Source organism: Streptomyces sp. CA-250714, from assembly GCF_050936705.1.
Lineage (GTDB): Bacteria > Actinomycetota > Actinomycetes > Streptomycetales > Streptomycetaceae > Streptomyces.
In genome coordinates this window covers 2,678,509-2,694,440 of sequence record NZ_JBNJMI010000002.1, presented here as the reverse complement: position 1 = coordinate 2,694,440, position 15,932 = coordinate 2,678,509, and the positions used below count along the sequence as shown (strand labels likewise).

The following is a 15,932-nucleotide window of genomic DNA, read 5'->3' as shown; positions in this document are numbered from 1 at the left end:
GGGTCCGCCGTACCCGTTGCATCGCAGACATGGCTCGTACCCGGACCGGCAACCCGTGGCCGTACGCATCGCGGCGGCGCCGTGCCCGCCACCCGGCCGGCGTCGCCCTGACAGCCGCCGCCCTCCTCACGGTGTCCGGCATCCCCACCGCCCTCGCCGCACCCCCACCGGACACCCCCGCCCAGCAGTCCCCCGGCACAGCGGTGACACCTGCACCCGAGGCGTCCGCGCCCGCCGGACCCGCGGCCTCCCCCTCCGGAACGCCGCCCCCCGGAACCCCCACGCCCGCGGCCACCCCCTCCGGCATCCCATCCAAGGCGCCCGCGCCCACCCCCTCGCCCTCCGGGGCCGGGGAGCAGGCGGCGGAGGCCGGCGGGAACGCGGGCGCCGCGGCGGGGGAACGGTGGGTCCGGCCGCTTGCTGCCACGGGGGTCCGGGTCTCGCAGCCGTACGGTGTCAGGGGCAACTGGGCCGCGGGCTATCACACCGGTATCGACCTGGCCGTTCCCGAGGGCACCCCGGTGCGCTCCGTCGGCCCGGGGACGGTCGTCTCCGCGGGGTGGGCCGGTGCCTACGGCAACGCCGTGACGGTACGGATGACCGACGGCATGTACACCCTCTTCGCCCATCTGTCCGAGATCTTCGTCACGCCCGGCACCGCGGTCCGCCCCGGCACCTGGCTCGGCCTCTCCGGCAACACGGGCCGCTCCACCGGCCCGCACCTCCACTTCGAGGTACGGGCCCAGCGCGGCTACGGCACGGACGTCGACCCGGTCCACTACCTCGCCGAGCACGGCGTACTCCTCGTCTGAACCCGGCCCGCCCGTGTCCCGCGCCCGTGCCGCGCCGGTGGCGGTCGTCCGCCGTCAGCGCCCCGCCCGGCCCAGCGCCCTGTCCGGACGGCACACGTCGCACACCCGCGCCTCCTCGGTCCGTGCCAGCAGCTCCACCGCTTCCCTGGCCGTGATGCGCCGGGTGAGCCAGCCGTCGCGGGCCTGCCAGCAGTCCCGGCGGTGCACGCACCACCACGGCCCCGAGTCGCCGACGCCGCGCATCCGGACGGCCACCCACTGGCGGCCCGCCACGGCGCCGGCCGTCGGCACCGCGTCGTAGCTCTCGCCGGGGATGGGGGTGATGTTCTCGGCCGCGACGCTGATCGCGGTCGGCGCGCTCTTGGGTTCGGCGCGCCCGTCGGGGTGCTGGTAGCGGCTCGGCAGGATCGCCTCGCACTCGTACCACCAGTGGCCGTCGGGCGTACGGGAGCGGCCGATGACGATCACGTCCAGCTCCTGTCCGTCCGGCATCCGGGCCCGCGCCCACGGTCCCGCACGGTCGCGCCACTCACTCACGAGCCGAATATTAGTTCGAATGCGAGGGCGGGTGCGCCGTCCGGGTTCTTTCCGGGCGGCGTTGTCGTGTTGTACCAAAAGGTGACACTTCGCCCGCCATTGTGGTGCCTCGTCCAACCAACCCTTGGAGGTTCACATGCGCATGCGTACGCTCGTGCGTTCCGTCGCCGTCGGCTTCGCCGTCCTGGGCCTGGCCGGCGCGGGTGCGGGCTCGGCCGCAGCCTGGCCGAAGGGGAACCAGTACAACTGGGTGTACGAGTCGGTGCGCGGGGAGTTGAAGAAGGTCAACGTCTCCGACGACGACACGAACATCAGCGACTCGGCCTTCTTCTACTTCGGCCCGATGTTGAACGACTGAGCCGAGCGCTTTCCCGTGGCAGAGAACCAGCTCTGCCTGCCCGTCAGCACTGCGTTCCCGTCTCCCGGGTGGGAGGCCGGGGACGCAGTGTTTTTGCGCGCACACCGAAGAGGCCCTGTGGTCCGCGTCTCCGCGGACCACAGGGCCTCTGAGTGAAGGGTGATCGACGGGACTTGAACCCGCGACATCCTGGACCACAACCAGGTGCTCTACCAACTGAGCTACGACCACCATGTCCGGCGGGGAAGAGAAGATCTTCCCTGACCGGCCGCTACGAGTGTACAGGGTCCGGCGCCGTGCTCGCTCCCAGGATTACGGGCACCGGTCCGGTGCCGGACCACGCAATGCCCCCTGCGGCTCCGACCGCTCCGGCTGCCCCCTGCGGTCAGTCCGCCGGGGGCAGCACGTGCCGGGCTGCGATCTTCTTCGCCGTCTCCGAGTCCGGCCCCGGCTGGGGCACGAACACCGCCTCGCGGTAGTAGCGCAGCTCGGCGATGGACTCGCGGATGTCCGCCAGCGCGCGGTGGTTGCCGCTCTTCTCCGGGCTGTTGTAGTAGGCGCGCGGGTACCAGCGGCGGGCCAGCTCCTTGATCGAGGAGACGTCCACGATGCGGTAGTGCAGATGACTGTCGAGCGTGGCCATGTCCCGGGCGAGGAAGCCGCGGTCGGTGCTGACGGAGTTACCGCACAGCGGCGCCTTGCCGGCCTCCGGTACCCACTCGCGTACATACGCCAGGACATGGGCCTCGGCGTCGGCAAGCGTCGTACCCGCGTCCAACTCCTCCAGCAGACCGGAGGTGGTGTGCATCTCGCGCACCACCTCCGGAATCGCCTCGAGAGCGTGCTCGGGCGGGCGGATCACGATGTCCACGCCGTCGCCGAGTACGTTCAGCTCCGAGTCGGTCACCAGCGCGGCCACCTCGATGAGCGCGTCATCCAACAGCGAGAGGCCGGTCATCTCGCAGTCGATCCACACCATGCGATCGTTCATGCGCTTCACACTACGTGACGCGGCCCGCTCAGCCCGCTCCCCGGCCGCGCTGCCCCGGCACCCGCGGCGCATACGCGTCCGACTCCGGTTTGCCCTGTTCAAGGCGTTCGGAGCGGTTCTGCTGTGCGTTCCTGTGCTCCCTCAGCTCCTGTCGGGTCTCGTGTCGGGTGTCCTGTCTGGTGCCGTACGCCGACGGTCCGCCCGCCGCGCCCGGCTCATGGCCGCTCGCGGAGTGCCCCGGGTGCCCGGCCGGTCCCGGATGGCCGGGGGGTCCGGCCTGCCCCGGCTGCCCGGGTTGGCCCGGCTGGGACTGGTGGGGCAGGCGCAGCGGGCTCTCCGGCCCCTGGCCGCCCGGCCCCGCGCCGCCACCCCCCGGGCCGCCCGCCGTTCCCGTACCGCCCGGTCCCTCGTGGCCCTGCTCCCCGTCCGGCCGGCGCGCGCGGTACGCGGCCCGGTAGGCGGCGGGGGAGGCGCCGAGCTGGCGGCGGAAGTGGCCGCGCAGCGCGACGGGCGAGCGGAAGCCGCAGCGGCCCGCCACCTCGTCCACGGAGTAGTCCGACGTCTCCAGCAGACGCTGCGCCTGGAGCACGCGCTGGGTGATGAGCCACTGCAGTGGAGCGCTCCCAGTAAGAGACCGGAAGCGCCGGTCGAACGTACGGCGGCTCATGTACGCGCGCGCGGCGAGCGTCTCCACGTCGAACTGCTCGTGGAGGTGTTCCAGCGCCCAGGCGACGACCTCGGCGAGCGGGTCGGCGCCGATCTCCTCTGGTAAGGAACGGTCCAGGTGGCGGGGGTGGCCGCCGGTCTCCTGCCCGTTGCCCCTGCGCGGCGGGACGACCAGCCGTCGGGCGAGTGCCCCGGCCGCCTCGGCGCCGTGGTCGGTCCGTACGACATGCAGGCACAGGTCTATGCCCGCGGCCGTGCCGGCCGAGGTGAGGATGTCGCCGTCGTCCACGAAGAGTTCGCGCGGATCGACATGGACGGCCGGATAGCGCTTGGCGAGCGTCGGCGCGTACATCCAGTGGGTGGTGGCCGGACGGCCGTCGAGCAGTCCGGCGGCGGCGAGGACGAACGCGCCGGTGCACAGCCCGATGACTCGGGCTCCCTCCTCGTGCGCCCGGCGCAGCGCGTCCAGTGCGGCCGCTGGTGGTGGCTGGGTGATGGAGCGCCAGGCAGGCACGACGACGGTGCCGGCACGGGAGATCGCCTCCAACCCGAACGGCGCGCTCAACTGGAGCCCGCCGGTGGTGCGCAGTGGCCCGTCCTCACCCGCGCAGACAAGCAGCCTGTAGCGCGGAACTCCGGCGTCCTGGCGGTCGATTCCGAAGACGGAGAGCGGGATGGAACTCTCGAAGATGGGACCACCGCTGAAGAGCAACACCGCCACGATCTCGCGCCGGCGGCGCGCGGCCAGCTTGCGGGTCTCGACTGGGCCGTTCGTGGAGTCCTGGCTCATTGGAACTAAGCCCCCCTCAATCGTTGTGTTCCTCTCGGTCCATGCACATCCCCCGCTCTCCCCCGCAGCGAAAGCCAAGATCGAATCTACTGCGTCGGATGAGGTGGGCGGTGCAAGTTCGGCATCCGGCGCTATGTCGACAAGGCAACTTGGCGTGAAGCATTCGATCACGAAGCGTTTCACTCAACGGCGCTCCAGGGAAGTACGCATGCCCTCTCTGCCCCATCAACGTAGGGTGCACACCCGCGCGACGCTCCTTTCGCCCCTGGTGGCAGGGGGGTTGGGGGAGTGGGCTGCAAGGACTGCAAAGAGGCAGCAAGTTGGCTGAAATTCGCGGGGGGTCAGACGTGCGATTCAGTCACTCAAGGAGCAGTCATCAGTGATGCAAGAGGTGCGTGAGGCGCGTGTGACGGGTGGTGTACGCCCGGCGTGCGCGGCATACGACGGAGCGTGATTATTTGTGGCTCTGTGCGCGCCGGTGTGTTCCGTTGTGCGCCCCAAGGGGTCTTCTCGCGCCATCGCAACGATCGGGTCAGGTCGACTCCGCCGCCCCCCCGGAATCCGCGTCTGCCGCCCCATGGCGGAGCGGAAGCGCTCCCACGGCGTGTGACCAGCGCGGCACATGGGGTGCACGAGCCGAGGGCCTGGGCTGTTCGACGCCTCTTCCGGCCACAGGGGCCCCATACGCCTGTCAAGGAGGCGCGTAAGGGGCGTAACGCGGCATTGCGCTGCGGCCCGTGCTGAGGCATGCTCCGGGGTCAACTGCCTCGGGCGGCCGTCATTCTCCACCTGGGCAAGAGGGGAGTGCGGCCGTACCCTGTGGGTAAGGGACTTGGGAAGACGATTCCCGGTCTTCATCGAGCAGGCCGTACAGGCACCAGCAGATTTCGACCGAGAGATCGGCCGAGCAGATCCGAGAGAGCGCAAGCCGTCCGTCGTCCCTCTGCACAGAGGACTCACTTCGCCGAGACAAGTCATGGCAGGACACGAGATCCCTGACCCAGCAGACCGCAGGCAGGTCGCCGACTCGACGGCGATCCCCGAAGCGGCGGACGAGACGCGCCACTCCTGCGATCCGGCCTTCCAGCACGGTGTCGTCGTGGGCTTCGACGGCTCGGTCTCCAGTGAGCGTGCACTGGCCTATGCGATCGGTATGGCCCACCGCTCCGGCTCCGGACTGATCATCGTCCACGTCGCCAACCGGCTGCCCACCACCGTATGGGCGGGGTGCGAGCCGCCCGTCTTCGTCGACGTCCCCGATCACCGCACCGAGGTGCTCGGACTCGAGCTCGCCTGCGCCGAACATCTGGCGGAGGTGCCCTGGATCCTGGTGGAGCGGGGCGGCGACATCTGCCACGAGCTGGAGGAGGTCGGCAGCGAGTACGCGGCCGACGCCATCGTGGTCGGCTCGACGCACGGGCTGGTGGGACGGATCTTCGGTTCCGTGGCCGGCCGGCTCGCCCGGCGCGCCCAGCGCCCGGTCATCGTCGTGCCCTGACCCTTTCCCGCCGTCCCCGTACGACGACCTGGCGGGGCGGATCCCGGCGGCCTCCTTGCGGGGAGGCGGCTCCTTCGTATACGTCCCGACTCCCTTGCGCGCCCCGTGAGTTCGGCGGTGACGCGGCTCCCACGCATCGACAAATCTACCCACCCGTAGAGGTGGGTTGTGCGCTTGTGAGGGGCATACAGACAACACACGGGTGGCCAAGACCCGAGGGCGCGCTGCCGAGCGGGAGGTGACGGTCCCGGACGGCAGCCCACCCGCCGGCGTAATGGGCGACGCCGGCACAGGGGAGGCGGAATCCCGCGCGGTTGGTGGCCCGCGTGGGATTCCGCCCATCCGCGTGCTCTACAGCACGCTACGCCTTCCTTACTCCACGGTGACCGACTTCGCCAGGTTGCGGGGCTTGTCGATGTCCCGGCCCAGGGCGAGCGCCGTGTGGTAGGCCAGCAGCTGGAGCGGGATGCCCATCAGGATCGGGTCCAGCTCGTCCTCGTTCTTGGGGACGACGATGGTGTGGTCGGCCTTCTCCTGCTCCTGGTGCGCCACGGCCAGGATGCGGCCGCTGCGGGCCTTGATCTCCTCCATCGCGGCCCGGTTCTTCTCCAGCAGATCGTCCTCCGGCACGATCGCGACCGTCGGCATCGCGGGCTCGATCAGCGCCAGCGGCCCGTGCTTGAGCTCGGACGCCGGGTAGGCCTCGGCGTGGATGTAGGAGACCTCCTTCAGCTTCAGGGACGCCTCCAGCGCCACGGGGTAGCCGCGCACCCGCCCGATGAAGAGCATCGAGCGCGCGTCCGCGTACTGCTGGGCCAGCTTCTCGATCTCCGGCTCCTGCTTGAGGATCTCGGCGATCTGGCCCGGCAGCCGGCGCAGCCCCGCGATGATGCGCTTGCCGTCCTTGACCGACAGGTCGCGGATACGGCCCAGGTGCAGGGCGAGCAGGCCGAAGGCGACCACCGTGTTGGTGAAGCACTTGGTGGAGACGACGCAGACCTCGGGCCCGGCGTGCACATAGACCCCGCCGTCCGCCTCGCGGGCGATGGCCGAGCCGACGACGTTGATGACGCCCAGGACGCGGGCGCCCTTGCGCTTGAGCTCCTGGACGGCGGCGAGCGCGTCGTAGGTCTCACCGGACTGCGAGACGGCGATGTAGAGCGTGTCCGGGTCGACGACCGCGTTGCGGTAGCGGAACTCGCTGGCGGGCTCCGCGTCGGCGGGGATGCGGGCCAGCTCCTCGATCATCTGCGCGCCGATGAGGCCCGCGTGGTACGAGGTGCCGCAGCCGAGGATCTTCACCCGGCGCACGGCGCGTGCCTCGCGCGGGTCCAGGTTCAGGCCGCCGAGGTGGACGGTGGCGAACCGGTCGTCGATGCGTCCGGCCAGCACCCGGTCCACCGCGTCCGCCTGCTCGGCGATCTCCTTGTGCATATAGGTGTCGTGGCCGCCCAGGTCGTAGGACTCGGCGGCGTACTCCACCGTCTCGGGCGAGGAGGAGGTGCGGGAGCCCTCGGTCGTGTAGGTGCGGTAGTCACCGGCCTTGATGGTGGCCATCTCGCCGTCGTCCAGGGTGACGACCTGGCGGGTGTGGGAGACCAGCGCGGCAACGTCCGAGGCGACGAACATCTCGTTCTCGCCGATGCCCAGCACCACGGGCGAGCCGTTGCGGGCCACCACGATGCGGTCGGGGAAGTCGGCGTGCAGTACGGCGATGCCGTAGGTGCCCTCGACGTGCCGCAGCGCCTCCTGGACGCGGGTCTCCAGGCGCTCGGCCTGGGCACCGGCGATCAGATGGGCCAGCACCTCGGTGTCGGTGTCGGAGGTGAAGGTGATGCCGTCCGCGGTCAGCTTGGCACGCAGCTCGGCGGCGTTGTCGATGATGCCGTTGTGGACGACGGCGACCTTCTCGGCCGCGTCGAGGTGCGGGTGCGCGTTGACGTCGTTGGGCACACCGTGGGTGGCCCAGCGGGTGTGGGCGATGCCGGCGGTGCCGGTGAAGCGCTTGGGGACACGCTCCTCCAGGTCGCGGACCCGGCCCTTGGTCTTGGCGGTCTTCAGCCCGCCCGGCTTGCCGCCCGTACCGGCCTGGATCGCGATGCCCGCCGAGTCGTAGCCTCGGTACTCCAGCCGCTGGAGGCCCTCCAGCAGGAGCGGGGCAGGGTCGCGCTTACCGATATATCCGACAATTCCGCACATGCTGCTGATGCCTGCCTCTCCGTCGTGCTCTGCGATTTCTACTGCTGTTACAGCTGCTGTTTCTGCGGCTGTCTGTGGCGCTGTGTGTGGCGCTGTCTGTGCTGTTGTCCGTGCTGTTGTTGCTGGCCGCTGTTCCTGGCCGCTGTTCCTGCTGCTGCGGATGATCCGCCGGCGCCGCGCCGTGTCAGCCGTACACGATGCGGCGCAGCTGTCTGAGGGACAGCTGGGGCGGTGCCACGGCGCGGTGCGGCAGCTCGGCCTCGATACGCTCGAAGATCTCCGGGTTCGTCAGGCCCTTGGCCTGGAGCTCGCGGTGCCGGCGGCGGACGAATTCGGCGGCCGTCTCGTCGAAGTACGACAGGACGTCCAGCACCACCCGGGCCGCTTCGCCGCGCTGGAGCGGCGTCGTACGGACCAGGTGGTCGATGAGGTCCTCGTGGACCGGCGTCGGGGCGTCGAGCACCCGTCGATACTGCGGTCTCAGCGCCTCGATCGCAAGAAATCTGCCCGATAGCGGGCACCGTGTGGCGAAAACGGCGCAGAAATGGTCCCTGCCGATGTCTTCCCGGCCACGGTCGGGGCCGCCATTATGACGAAGTGTCCTGAACACGGCTTTCGTTGAGAGTGCGCCACCCCCGAACCTCCGATTGAACAACCGTTCGAAGGGGTCCTGTGTGGATCCCGGAGGGATCGCTGATGGGACGACGACTCGGTCCGTTACTGGTTCTCTGCGCCTCGCTGCTCGCCACCACACTGCCCGGCACTCCGGCGACCGCCGCCGCCGGAGCGGAGGACGTGGCCACCGCCCGCTCTCCCCGGCCGCTCGGCCAGGTGATACCCGCACCCGCCTCGGTGCGCGAGCGGGGCGAGCCCTACACGATCGGCCCCCGGACCGCGATCCGGGTGCCCGGCGCCACCAAGGACGTACGGCAGGTGGCCGAACACCTCGCCGAGCTGCTGCGGCCCGCCACCGGCTATCGGCTGCCCGTCACCACACGCGCCGGTAGCGACGGCATCCAGCTGCGGCTCGGCGGCCACCGGACGCTGGGCGCCGAGGGCTACCGGCTCGATGTGGGGGAGCGCGCCGTCAAGCTCAGCGCCCGCGAGCCCGCCGGGCTCTTCCACGGGGTGCAGACCCTCCGGCAACTGCTGCCCGCCGCCGTCGAGGCCCGCAGCGAGCAGCCCGGGCCCTGGCGGATCGCGGGCGGCACCATCACCGACACGCCGCGCTACGCCTACCGGGGCGCCATGCTCGACGTCTCCCGCCACTTCTTCCCCGTACCTGCCGTCAAGCGCTACATCGATCAGCTCGCCCTCTACAAGATCAACACTCTGCATCTGCACCTCTCCGACGACCAGGGCTGGCGCATCGCCATCGACTCCTGGCCCCGGCTGGCCACCTACGGCGGCGGCACCGAGGTCGGTGGCGGCCCCGGCGGCCACTACACCAAGGCCGACTACCGCGAGATCGTGCGCTACGCCTCGGCCCGGCATCTGACCGTCGTCCCGGAGATCGACATGCCCGGCCACACCAACGCGGCACTGGCCTCCTACGCCGAGCTCAACTGCGACGGTGTCGCACCGCCCCGCTACACCGGCATCGAGGTCGGTTTCAGCTCGCTGTGCGTGCCGCTGGAGCGTACGTACGACTTCGTCGACGACGTGCTCCGCGAACTGGCGGCCCTGACGCCCGGCCCCTATATCCACATCGGCGGGGACGAGGCACACTCCACCAGCCACGAGGACTACGTCACCTTCATGCGGCGCGTACAGCCCGTCGTCGCCAAGTACGGCAAGAAGGCCATCGGCTGGCACCAGATCACGGCCGCGCCGGCCCGGGGCACCGTCGCCCAGTACTGGGGCTACGACCAGACTGGTGCCGAGGAGCGGGCCCAGGTGGCCGAGGCCGCGCGGCGCGGCACCAAACTGGTGCTCTCCCCGGCCGACCGCGCCTACCTCGACATGAAGTACGACAAGGACACCCCGCTGGGCCTCTCCTGGGCCGGGTATGTGCCGGTCCAGCGGTCCTACGACTGGGACCCGGGCGACTATCTGGCGGGGGTGCCCGAGCGGGCCGTGCTCGGGGTGGAGGCGCCGCTGTGGTCGGAGACCATCGCGACCAGCACACAGCTCGAATACCTGGCCTTCCCGCGGCTGCCCGGTGTGGCCGAACTGGGCTGGTCGCTCCCTGCTACCCACGGCTGGGAGGGCTACCGTGAACGGCTGGCGCAGCAGGGGCCGCGCTGGGAGCTGATGGGGGTGAACTACTACCGGTCGCCGCAGGTGGATTGGCCGGGGTGACTTGTGGTGGAGGGGGTGCGCCCCGAAGGGGCGCGGGGAACTGCGCGACAAGCCACAATGAACCCGCAGTCCGCAAGCGTCGGGCAGGGGCACCCCCTCACCGGAACAACGAAGAGGGCCGGTCAAGATCCGCCGGACACGGCCTAAGCGGAGGGCGCGGCCTGATGGTGTGTGCGGCTTGCTGCGGACGGCGGCTTGGGCGCGAGGGGGAGTCAAAAGCGGTCGAGAATGGCCTTCTTGGCGAGGGCGAACTCGTCATCCGTGAGTACGCCCTCACTGTGCAGCTCACCCAGCTCCCGCAGCCGCCGCAGTAGGCCGTCGTGGTCCGCCGTGGCCGGGAGAGGGGCTGGGCCGCTCAACTCCGGCTCCTTCGCCCCGGTCCCGGACCGGGCTGCCGTTTCCGCCGTGTGCCCCGCCAGCGGGTGCGGCAGCCGGGCGACGACCGCGGCGGCCAGCAGAACCGCGCCGCCGGTCTCCTTCGTCTGCCGTACGCCCCACAGCAGCAGGCAGTTGGGGTCGTGCTGCGGTTTGAGGGTGGGGTAGGTGCCCTTGGGGCGGAAGCGGAGGCTGCCGTTCTCCCAGCCGAGCGCCGGGGTCCACTCCACGCCCTCCAGCTCCTGGAGCAGCAGACGGCGCGGGCCCGCGGAGGACTTGCTCTGCTCGGCCATCCAGTTCCACTCCAGCTGGATGTGCTCGCCGTCGAAGGCGGCAGTGCCGTCCGTGCCAGTAGCCGTCAGCGGCACGGGCGGGCCCGGCAGCAGATAGCGGTCGGAGGGTGTGTCGGGCACCTCCTCCAACAGCAGGGCGTTGCGCACCTCCTCGACGAAATACTCGGCCACACCCGTGCGGTCCTTCTCCACCGCCAGCTGATACGGATCCGCGGCGTCCGGCAGCCGTCCGCTGGCCACCTGGGAGAGCGGGTCCGCGCCGTCGCGCAGCCGCAGGCGGAGCCTGCCGCCCTTGCGCCCGCCGGGCTCGTAGGCGATCCCCGCCACCGCGCGCAGCGGCACGGCTACTTCTCCCAGGGCCTTGCGCAGTTGGTGCACCTGACGCTCGGTGCCGGGCACGATCCTGACGGTCTCCCCGTCGAAGGTCCATGCCCCGGCCCGCTGGAGGATTTCCGCCATACCCCGATTATTTAGCCTCGGGGTGCGGGGGTCACCCCGTCCGTCGCACCCACCGAACGGATCGGCGGGGGAGGGGGAGGGAGGAGATGGTAGCGAGGTGCGGGGGTCACCACCCCCCGGTCCGTCGCACCCCCTGTCCGGCTGTCGCCGGGCTGCGGCCTTACGCCTCGACTCCCACCCCCAACTCCCGGGCGACCAGCATGCGCTGCACCTCGCTGGTGCCCTCGCCGATCTCCAGGATCTTCGCGTCCCGCCACATACGCGCCACCGGATACTCGTTCATGAAGCCGTAGCCGCCGTGGATCTGGGTGGCCTCGCGGGCGTTGGTGACGGCGATCTCGGAGGAGTACAGCTTGGCCAGCGCCGCCTCCTTCTTGAACGGCTCGCCCGCCAGCAGCCGGGTGGCCGCGTCCCGCCAGGCCAGCCGGGCGGTGTGGGCGCGCATCTCCATATCCGCAATCTTGAACTGGATCGCCTGGTTGGCGCCGATGGGCTGGCCGAACGCCCTGCGGGTGTTGGCGTAGCGCACCGACTCGTCCACACAGCCCTGGGCGAGCCCGGTGGCGAGCGCGGAGATCGCGATCCGGCCCTCGTCGAGAATGCGCAGGAACTGGGCGTATCCGCGGCCCGGTTCGCCGAGCAGGTTGGCCCTCGGGACGCGGACGTCGGCGAAGGACAGCTCATGGGTGTCCGAGGCGTTCCACCCGACCTTGGAGTAGGCGGGCGCGACGGTGAACCCGGGGGTGCCGGACGGGACGATGATCGTGGAGATACGCGGCGCGCCGTCGTCCTTGCGCCCCGTGACGGCGGTCACCGTGACCAGTCCCGTTATCTCCGTACCGGAGTTGGTGATGAAGGACTTGGTGCCGTTGATCACCCACTCGTCGGTGTCCTCGTCCAGCACCGCGGTGGTGCGGGTGCCGCCCGCGTCCGAACCGCAGTCCGGCTCGGTCAGCCCGAAAGCGCCCAGGATCTCGCCCGTGCACAGCCGCGGCAGCCACTCGCGCTTCTGCTCCTCGGTGCCGAAGAGATACAGCGGCATCGCGCCCAGCGACACCCCTGCCTCCAGTGTGATGGCGACGGAGGAGTCGACCCGGGCCAGCTCCTCCAAGGCGATGCACAGCGCCAGATAGTCCCCGCCCATTCCGCCGTACTCCTCGGGGAAGGGCAGGCCGAACAGGCCCATGGAGCCCATCTGGCGGACGATTTCGTACGGGAACTCGTGCTGCTCGTAGAACTCGCCGATCTTGGGCGCGACCACATCGTGGGCGAACTCCTCGACGGTACGGCGTAGTTCCTCGTGCTCGGGGGAGAGGCGGTGGTCGAGTGCCATGGTCACTGCTCCTTGGGGGAGGGGGAGTCCTGGGCGTCCTGGGACTCCTGGGGCTCCGGGGAAGAGTCGGGGGAGGCCGTGCCGGCGAGGGCGCGGACCGTACGGGACGGGCTCGGGCGGCCCAGCCGCTCGGCCATCCAGCGGCTGGTGGCGCTGAGCCGGGCCAGCTCGACGCCGGTCTCGATGCCGAGGCCGTGCAGCATCCAGACCAGGTCTTCGGTGGCGAGGTTTCCGGTGGCGCTCCTGGCGTACGGGCAGCCGCCCAGCCCGCCCGCCGAGGCGTCCACCGTGGTCACTCCGCACTGGAGCGCCGCGAGGGTGTTGGAGAGGGCTTGGCCGTAGGTGTCGTGGAAGTGCACGGCAAGCACGGGGGCGCCCGGGGCGCCTGGGGCGCCGGGTGACGCGGAGCCGGGGACGCCGGGTGACGCCGCGCCGGGGGAAGCGGGCAGTCCGGCGGTACGGAGTGCGGCGAGCAGGGCGTGGACGTGGCCGGGGGTGGCGACGCCGATGGTGTCGCCCAGGCTCAGCTCGTCACAGCCCATCCCCGCGAGCGCCCGGCACACCCGCACCACCTGGTCGACGGGGACCGGGCCCTCCCACGGGTCGCCGAAGCACATCGACAGATAGCCGCGTACCCGAAGGCCCTCCTGCTTGGCACGGGAGACCACGGGCTCGAACATCTCCAGCGCCCCGTCCACCGTGCGGTTCAGATTGGCCTTGGCGAACGACTCGGTGGCGCTGGCGAACACCGCCACCTCCCGTGCCCCCAGCGCCAGCGCTCGCTCCAGCCCGCGTGCGTTGGGCACCAGCACCGGCAGCCGCACCCCCTCCAGCCCGGCCAGCCGCGGATACAGCTCCTCCGCGTCGGCGAGCTGGGGGACCCACTTGGGGTGCACGAAGCTGGTGGCCTCCACGGTGCTCAGCCCGGCCGCCGCCAGCCGCTCGATGAACTCCGCCTTCACCTCGACCGGGACGGTCGCCGACTCGTTCTGCAACCCGTCCCGCGGGCCCACCTCATGGATCCGCACCCGGGCGGGCAGGCCGTTGAGGGGGAATGCCATGGGCAGTTCGTCCGGCGAACCGCCTGGGCGGCCGCCCGGTGTCGTGGGGGTCGTCGCGTCCGTCATCCCGCCGCCTCCGTCCCGCCCGCCGGCTCGTCGTCCTCGTACGGATCCACCACCGCCAGCACCTGGTCCATCGCCACGGTGCTGCCGGCCGTCACCTCCAGTTCGGCCACGCGGCCGGCGTGCGGAGCCGTGATGACGTGCTCCATCTTCATCGCCTCCACCACCAGCAGGCTCTGGCCTGCCGCCACTTCGTCGCCGACGGCTGCCTTGACCACGGTGACCGTGCCGGGCATGGGCGCCGTCAGCGCGTCGGCGCCGTGCGCGCTCCCGGCCCGCCGCAGGGCGTCCGCCACCGGGTCGTGGCCGCGCACCTGCCAGGCTTCGCCGTCCCGGCCCAGCCACACCCCCGGGGTGTCGCCGTCCATGCACAGGGCGCGGGTGAAGGTGTGGCTCATCCCGTCCCAGTCGAGCCGCACCGTCGGACCGTCGGCCGCCGCGCCCGGCGCCAGCCGTGCCCGCACCGGGGTGGCGCCGCCGACGCTGACCTCCATCTCGCCCGGCGGCGGGGGACCTTCGGGACGCCTGCCGTCCGGCGCGGCCGGGCGGACCCGCACCGCCACCGGATCGCGGCCGGGCACCCGCAGATGGTGCACCGTCCAGGCCCGCTGCCCGCCGAGCCGCCACCCGGACGGCACCGAGAAGGGGCTGACCCAGCCGGTGGTCCCCTCTCCCGGGCCGGGGGCAACGCCAGGGGTCGCGGTGGGCGGCTGCGCGGCGCCGGTGTCCGGGGTGAGCGCCGCCTGGCGCAGCAGCGCTGCCGCGCCGTACACCTCGTCAGGCACGCCGACGGGCAGCAGCCCGGCTGCCGCGCGGTCCACCAGGCCGGTGTCCAGCTCGCCGGAGGCGACCTCGGGGTGGGCCAGGAGAGCGCGCAGGAACGCCGTGTTGGTGTCCACCCCCAGCACCGTCGTCCGCGCCAGCGCCGCCCGCAGCCCGCGCAGTGCCGCGGCACGGTCGGGGCCCCAAGCTATGACCTTGGCGAGCATCGGGTCGTAGGTCGTGCCCACCTCCGTGCCCTCGATCAGCCCGGAGTCGGTGCGTACGCCCTCGCCCCGCGGCTCCTCCAGCAGCAGCACCCGCCCTGCCGAGGGCAGGAAGTCCACCCGGCCGTCCTGGGCACCCGGCGCGAGGCGTGCGGTCTCCGCGCAGATCCGGGCCTCCACCGCGTGCCCGTCCAGGGTGATGTCCTCCTGCGCGAGGGGCAGCGGCTCCCCGGCGGCGACCCGCAGCTGCCACTCCACCAGGTCCAGCCCGGTGATCAACTCGGTGACCGGGTGCTCCACCTGGAGCCGGGTGTTCATCTCCATGAAGTAGTACGACCCGGATCCGTCGCCCGGCACGATGAACTCCACCGTGCCCGCGCCCCGATATCCGCACGAGCGTGCCGCGTTCACCGCGGCCCGGCCCATGGCCTCCCGCGTCGCCGCGTCCAGCAGCGGGCTGGGGGCCTCCTCGATGATCTTCTGGTGGCGGCGCTGGAGGGAGCACTCGCGCTCTCCCAGATGCAGCACATTGCCGTGCCCGTCCGCCAGCACCTGGATCTCGATGTGCCGGGGGCGGTCGATCCACCGCTCCACCAACAGGCCGTCGTCGCCGAACGCGCCGCTGGCCTCGCGGCGCGCGGCGGCGATCTCGTCGGGCAGTGCCGCCTCGTCGCGCACCAGCCGCATGCCTTTGCCGCCGCCACCAGCCGATGGTTTGAGCAGCACCGGAAGGCCCGTCTCCCGTGCCGCGACGGCCAGTTCGGCGTCGGTCAGCCCGGTGCCCGAAGAGCCAGGCACCACCGGGACATCCGCCTCGCGCACCGTCTCCTTGGCGCGGATCTTGTCGCCCATCAGCTCGATGGCTGCTGCCGGCGGCCCGATGAAGGCGAGCCCCGCCTCCGCGCAGCGCCGCGCGAACACCGCGTTCTCCGCGAGGAATCCGTACCCCGGGTGGACGGCTTGGGCGCCGCTGCGCTGGGCCGCCTCCAGCAGCCGGTCCGCGCTCAGATAGCTGTGCACCGCCGCCGCGGGGCCGATCCGCACGGCGGTGTCGGCCTCCCGCACATGGCGGGCATCGGCGTCCGCGTCGCTGTGCACCGCGACGGACCGGATACCGAGCCTGCGCAGCGTACGGATCACCCGCACCGCGATCTCGCCGCGGTTGGCCACCAGCACCGTGTCGAACATCGGCCCTCTCCTCGCCCTCACG

Annotated in this window: 13 protein-coding genes and 1 tRNA gene; 4 read left to right on the top strand and 10 right to left on the bottom strand. The window is 71.4% G+C overall.

The features are described 5' to 3' along the window. Positions 1-29: 29 nt before the first annotated feature. Positions 30-812: a M23 family metallopeptidase gene (locus ACQEU8_RS30940; protein ID WP_433106926.1), complete on the top strand. Its 783-nt coding sequence runs from the start codon at positions 30-32 to the stop codon at positions 810-812. A gap of 54 nt (positions 813-866) precedes the next feature. Here ACQEU8_RS30940 and ACQEU8_RS30935 read toward each other — a convergent pair whose 3' ends face one another. Then, the gene (locus ACQEU8_RS30935) at positions 867-1,349 is read right to left on the bottom strand and encodes a DUF6233 domain-containing protein (RefSeq protein ID WP_433106924.1); all 483 of its coding nucleotides are present in this window, start codon (positions 1,347-1,349) and stop codon (positions 867-869) included. Between the two features lie 142 nt (positions 1,350-1,491). Here ACQEU8_RS30935 and ACQEU8_RS30930 point away from each other — a divergent pair, with 142 nt between their 5' ends. Continuing rightward, positions 1,492-1,707: a hypothetical protein gene (locus ACQEU8_RS30930; RefSeq protein WP_433106922.1), complete on the top strand. Its 216-nt coding sequence runs from the start codon at positions 1,492-1,494 to the stop codon at positions 1,705-1,707. A 158-nt stretch (positions 1,708-1,865) separates the two neighbouring features. Here ACQEU8_RS30930 and ACQEU8_RS30925 read toward each other — a convergent pair. The 3 genes from ACQEU8_RS30925 to ACQEU8_RS30915 form a co-directional block, all read right to left on the bottom strand. Further along, positions 1,866-1,938 (bottom strand) — tRNA-His (locus ACQEU8_RS30925). A gap of 154 nt (positions 1,939-2,092) precedes the next feature. Next, positions 2,093-2,698 carry an oligoribonuclease gene (gene orn / locus ACQEU8_RS30920; protein WP_433106920.1) on the bottom strand — a complete coding sequence of 202 codons (606 nt, stop codon included), beginning with the start codon at positions 2,696-2,698 and terminating at the stop codon, positions 2,093-2,095. 28 nt (positions 2,699-2,726) lie between these two features. Continuing rightward, the gene (locus tag ACQEU8_RS30915; RefSeq protein ID WP_433106918.1) at positions 2,727-4,154 is read right to left on the bottom strand and encodes a helix-turn-helix domain-containing protein; all 1,428 of its coding nucleotides are present in this window, start codon (positions 4,152-4,154) and stop codon (positions 2,727-2,729) included. Positions 4,155-5,130: 976 nt separating this feature from the next. On the opposite strand from ACQEU8_RS30915, the gene ACQEU8_RS30910 reads away from it, so the two are divergent. Then, positions 5,131-5,652, top strand: a complete 522-nt coding sequence (locus ACQEU8_RS30910; RefSeq protein ID WP_433106916.1) for a universal stress protein — start codon at positions 5,131-5,133, stop codon at positions 5,650-5,652. 372 nt (positions 5,653-6,024) lie between these two features. Here the strand turns inward: ACQEU8_RS30910 and glmS are convergent, their stop codons facing one another. After that, on the bottom strand, positions 6,025-7,851 hold the full coding sequence (gene glmS / locus ACQEU8_RS30905; protein WP_433106914.1) for a glutamine--fructose-6-phosphate transaminase (isomerizing): 1,827 nt from the start codon (positions 7,849-7,851) through the stop codon (positions 6,025-6,027). A 184-nt stretch (positions 7,852-8,035) separates the two neighbouring features. Next, positions 8,036-8,314, bottom strand: coding sequence for a hypothetical protein (locus ACQEU8_RS30900; RefSeq protein WP_433106912.1), 279 nt, complete (start codon positions 8,312-8,314; stop codon positions 8,036-8,038). A 233-nt stretch (positions 8,315-8,547) separates the two neighbouring features. Between ACQEU8_RS30900 and ACQEU8_RS30895 the strand changes: the two genes are divergently transcribed. Beyond that, complete coding sequence (locus tag ACQEU8_RS30895) at positions 8,548-10,152, top strand: beta-N-acetylhexosaminidase (protein WP_433106910.1); 1,605 nt, start codon at positions 8,548-8,550, stop codon at positions 10,150-10,152. A 212-nt stretch (positions 10,153-10,364) separates the two neighbouring features. Here ACQEU8_RS30895 and ACQEU8_RS30890 read toward each other — a convergent pair whose 3' ends face one another. The 4 genes from ACQEU8_RS30890 to ACQEU8_RS30875 form a co-directional block, all read right to left on the bottom strand. Beyond that, positions 10,365-11,279 carry a DUF4429 domain-containing protein gene (locus ACQEU8_RS30890; protein ID WP_433106908.1) on the bottom strand — a complete coding sequence of 305 codons (915 nt, stop codon included), beginning with the start codon at positions 11,277-11,279 and terminating at the stop codon, positions 10,365-10,367. Between the two features lie 160 nt (positions 11,280-11,439). Next, the gene (locus ACQEU8_RS30885; RefSeq protein WP_433106906.1) at positions 11,440-12,612 is read right to left on the bottom strand and encodes an acyl-CoA dehydrogenase family protein; all 1,173 of its coding nucleotides are present in this window, start codon (positions 12,610-12,612) and stop codon (positions 11,440-11,442) included. Positions 12,613-12,614: 2 nt separating this feature from the next. Next, positions 12,615-13,739 (bottom strand): hydroxymethylglutaryl-CoA lyase, encoded by a 1,125-nt coding sequence (locus ACQEU8_RS30880; protein WP_433106904.1) that lies wholly within the window; start codon positions 13,737-13,739, stop codon positions 12,615-12,617. Beyond that, positions 13,736-15,910, bottom strand: a complete 2,175-nt coding sequence (locus ACQEU8_RS30875; RefSeq protein WP_433106902.1) for an acetyl/propionyl/methylcrotonyl-CoA carboxylase subunit alpha — start codon at positions 15,908-15,910, stop codon at positions 13,736-13,738. Before ACQEU8_RS30875 ends, ACQEU8_RS30880 begins: the two co-directional genes overlap by 4 nt. Positions 15,911-15,932 lie beyond the last annotated feature (22 nt).

Bases quoted from the DNA above. Each gene is read 5' to 3' on its own strand.
- ACQEU8_RS30940 (WP_433106926.1), top strand. From the start codon at position 30: ATGGCTCGTACCCGGACCGGCAACCCGTGGCCGTACGCATCGCGGCGG.
- ACQEU8_RS30930 (WP_433106922.1), top strand. From the start codon at position 1,492: ATGCGTACGCTCGTGCGTTCCGTCGCCGTCGGCTTCGCCGTCCTGGGC.
- orn (WP_433106920.1), bottom strand. From the start codon at position 2,698: ATGAACGATCGCATGGTGTGGATCGACTGCGAGATGACCGGCCTCTCG.
- ACQEU8_RS30915 (WP_433106918.1), bottom strand. From the start codon at position 4,154: ATGAGCCAGGACTCCACGAACGGCCCAGTCGAGACCCGCAAGCTGGCC.
- ACQEU8_RS30910 (WP_433106916.1), top strand. From the start codon at position 5,131: ATGGCAGGACACGAGATCCCTGACCCAGCAGACCGCAGGCAGGTCGCC.
- glmS (WP_433106914.1), bottom strand. From the start codon at position 7,851: ATGTGCGGAATTGTCGGATATATCGGTAAGCGCGACCCTGCCCCGCTC.
- ACQEU8_RS30895 (WP_433106910.1), top strand. From the start codon at position 8,548: ATGGGACGACGACTCGGTCCGTTACTGGTTCTCTGCGCCTCGCTGCTC.
- ACQEU8_RS30890 (WP_433106908.1), bottom strand. From the start codon at position 11,279: ATGGCGGAAATCCTCCAGCGGGCCGGGGCATGGACCTTCGACGGGGAG.
- ACQEU8_RS30885 (WP_433106906.1), bottom strand. From the start codon at position 12,612: ATGGCACTCGACCACCGCCTCTCCCCCGAGCACGAGGAACTACGCCGT.
- ACQEU8_RS30880 (WP_433106904.1), bottom strand. From the start codon at position 13,739: ATGACGGACGCGACGACCCCCACGACACCGGGCGGCCGCCCAGGCGGT.
- ACQEU8_RS30875 (WP_433106902.1), bottom strand. From the start codon at position 15,910: ATGTTCGACACGGTGCTGGTGGCCAACCGCGGCGAGATCGCGGTGCGG.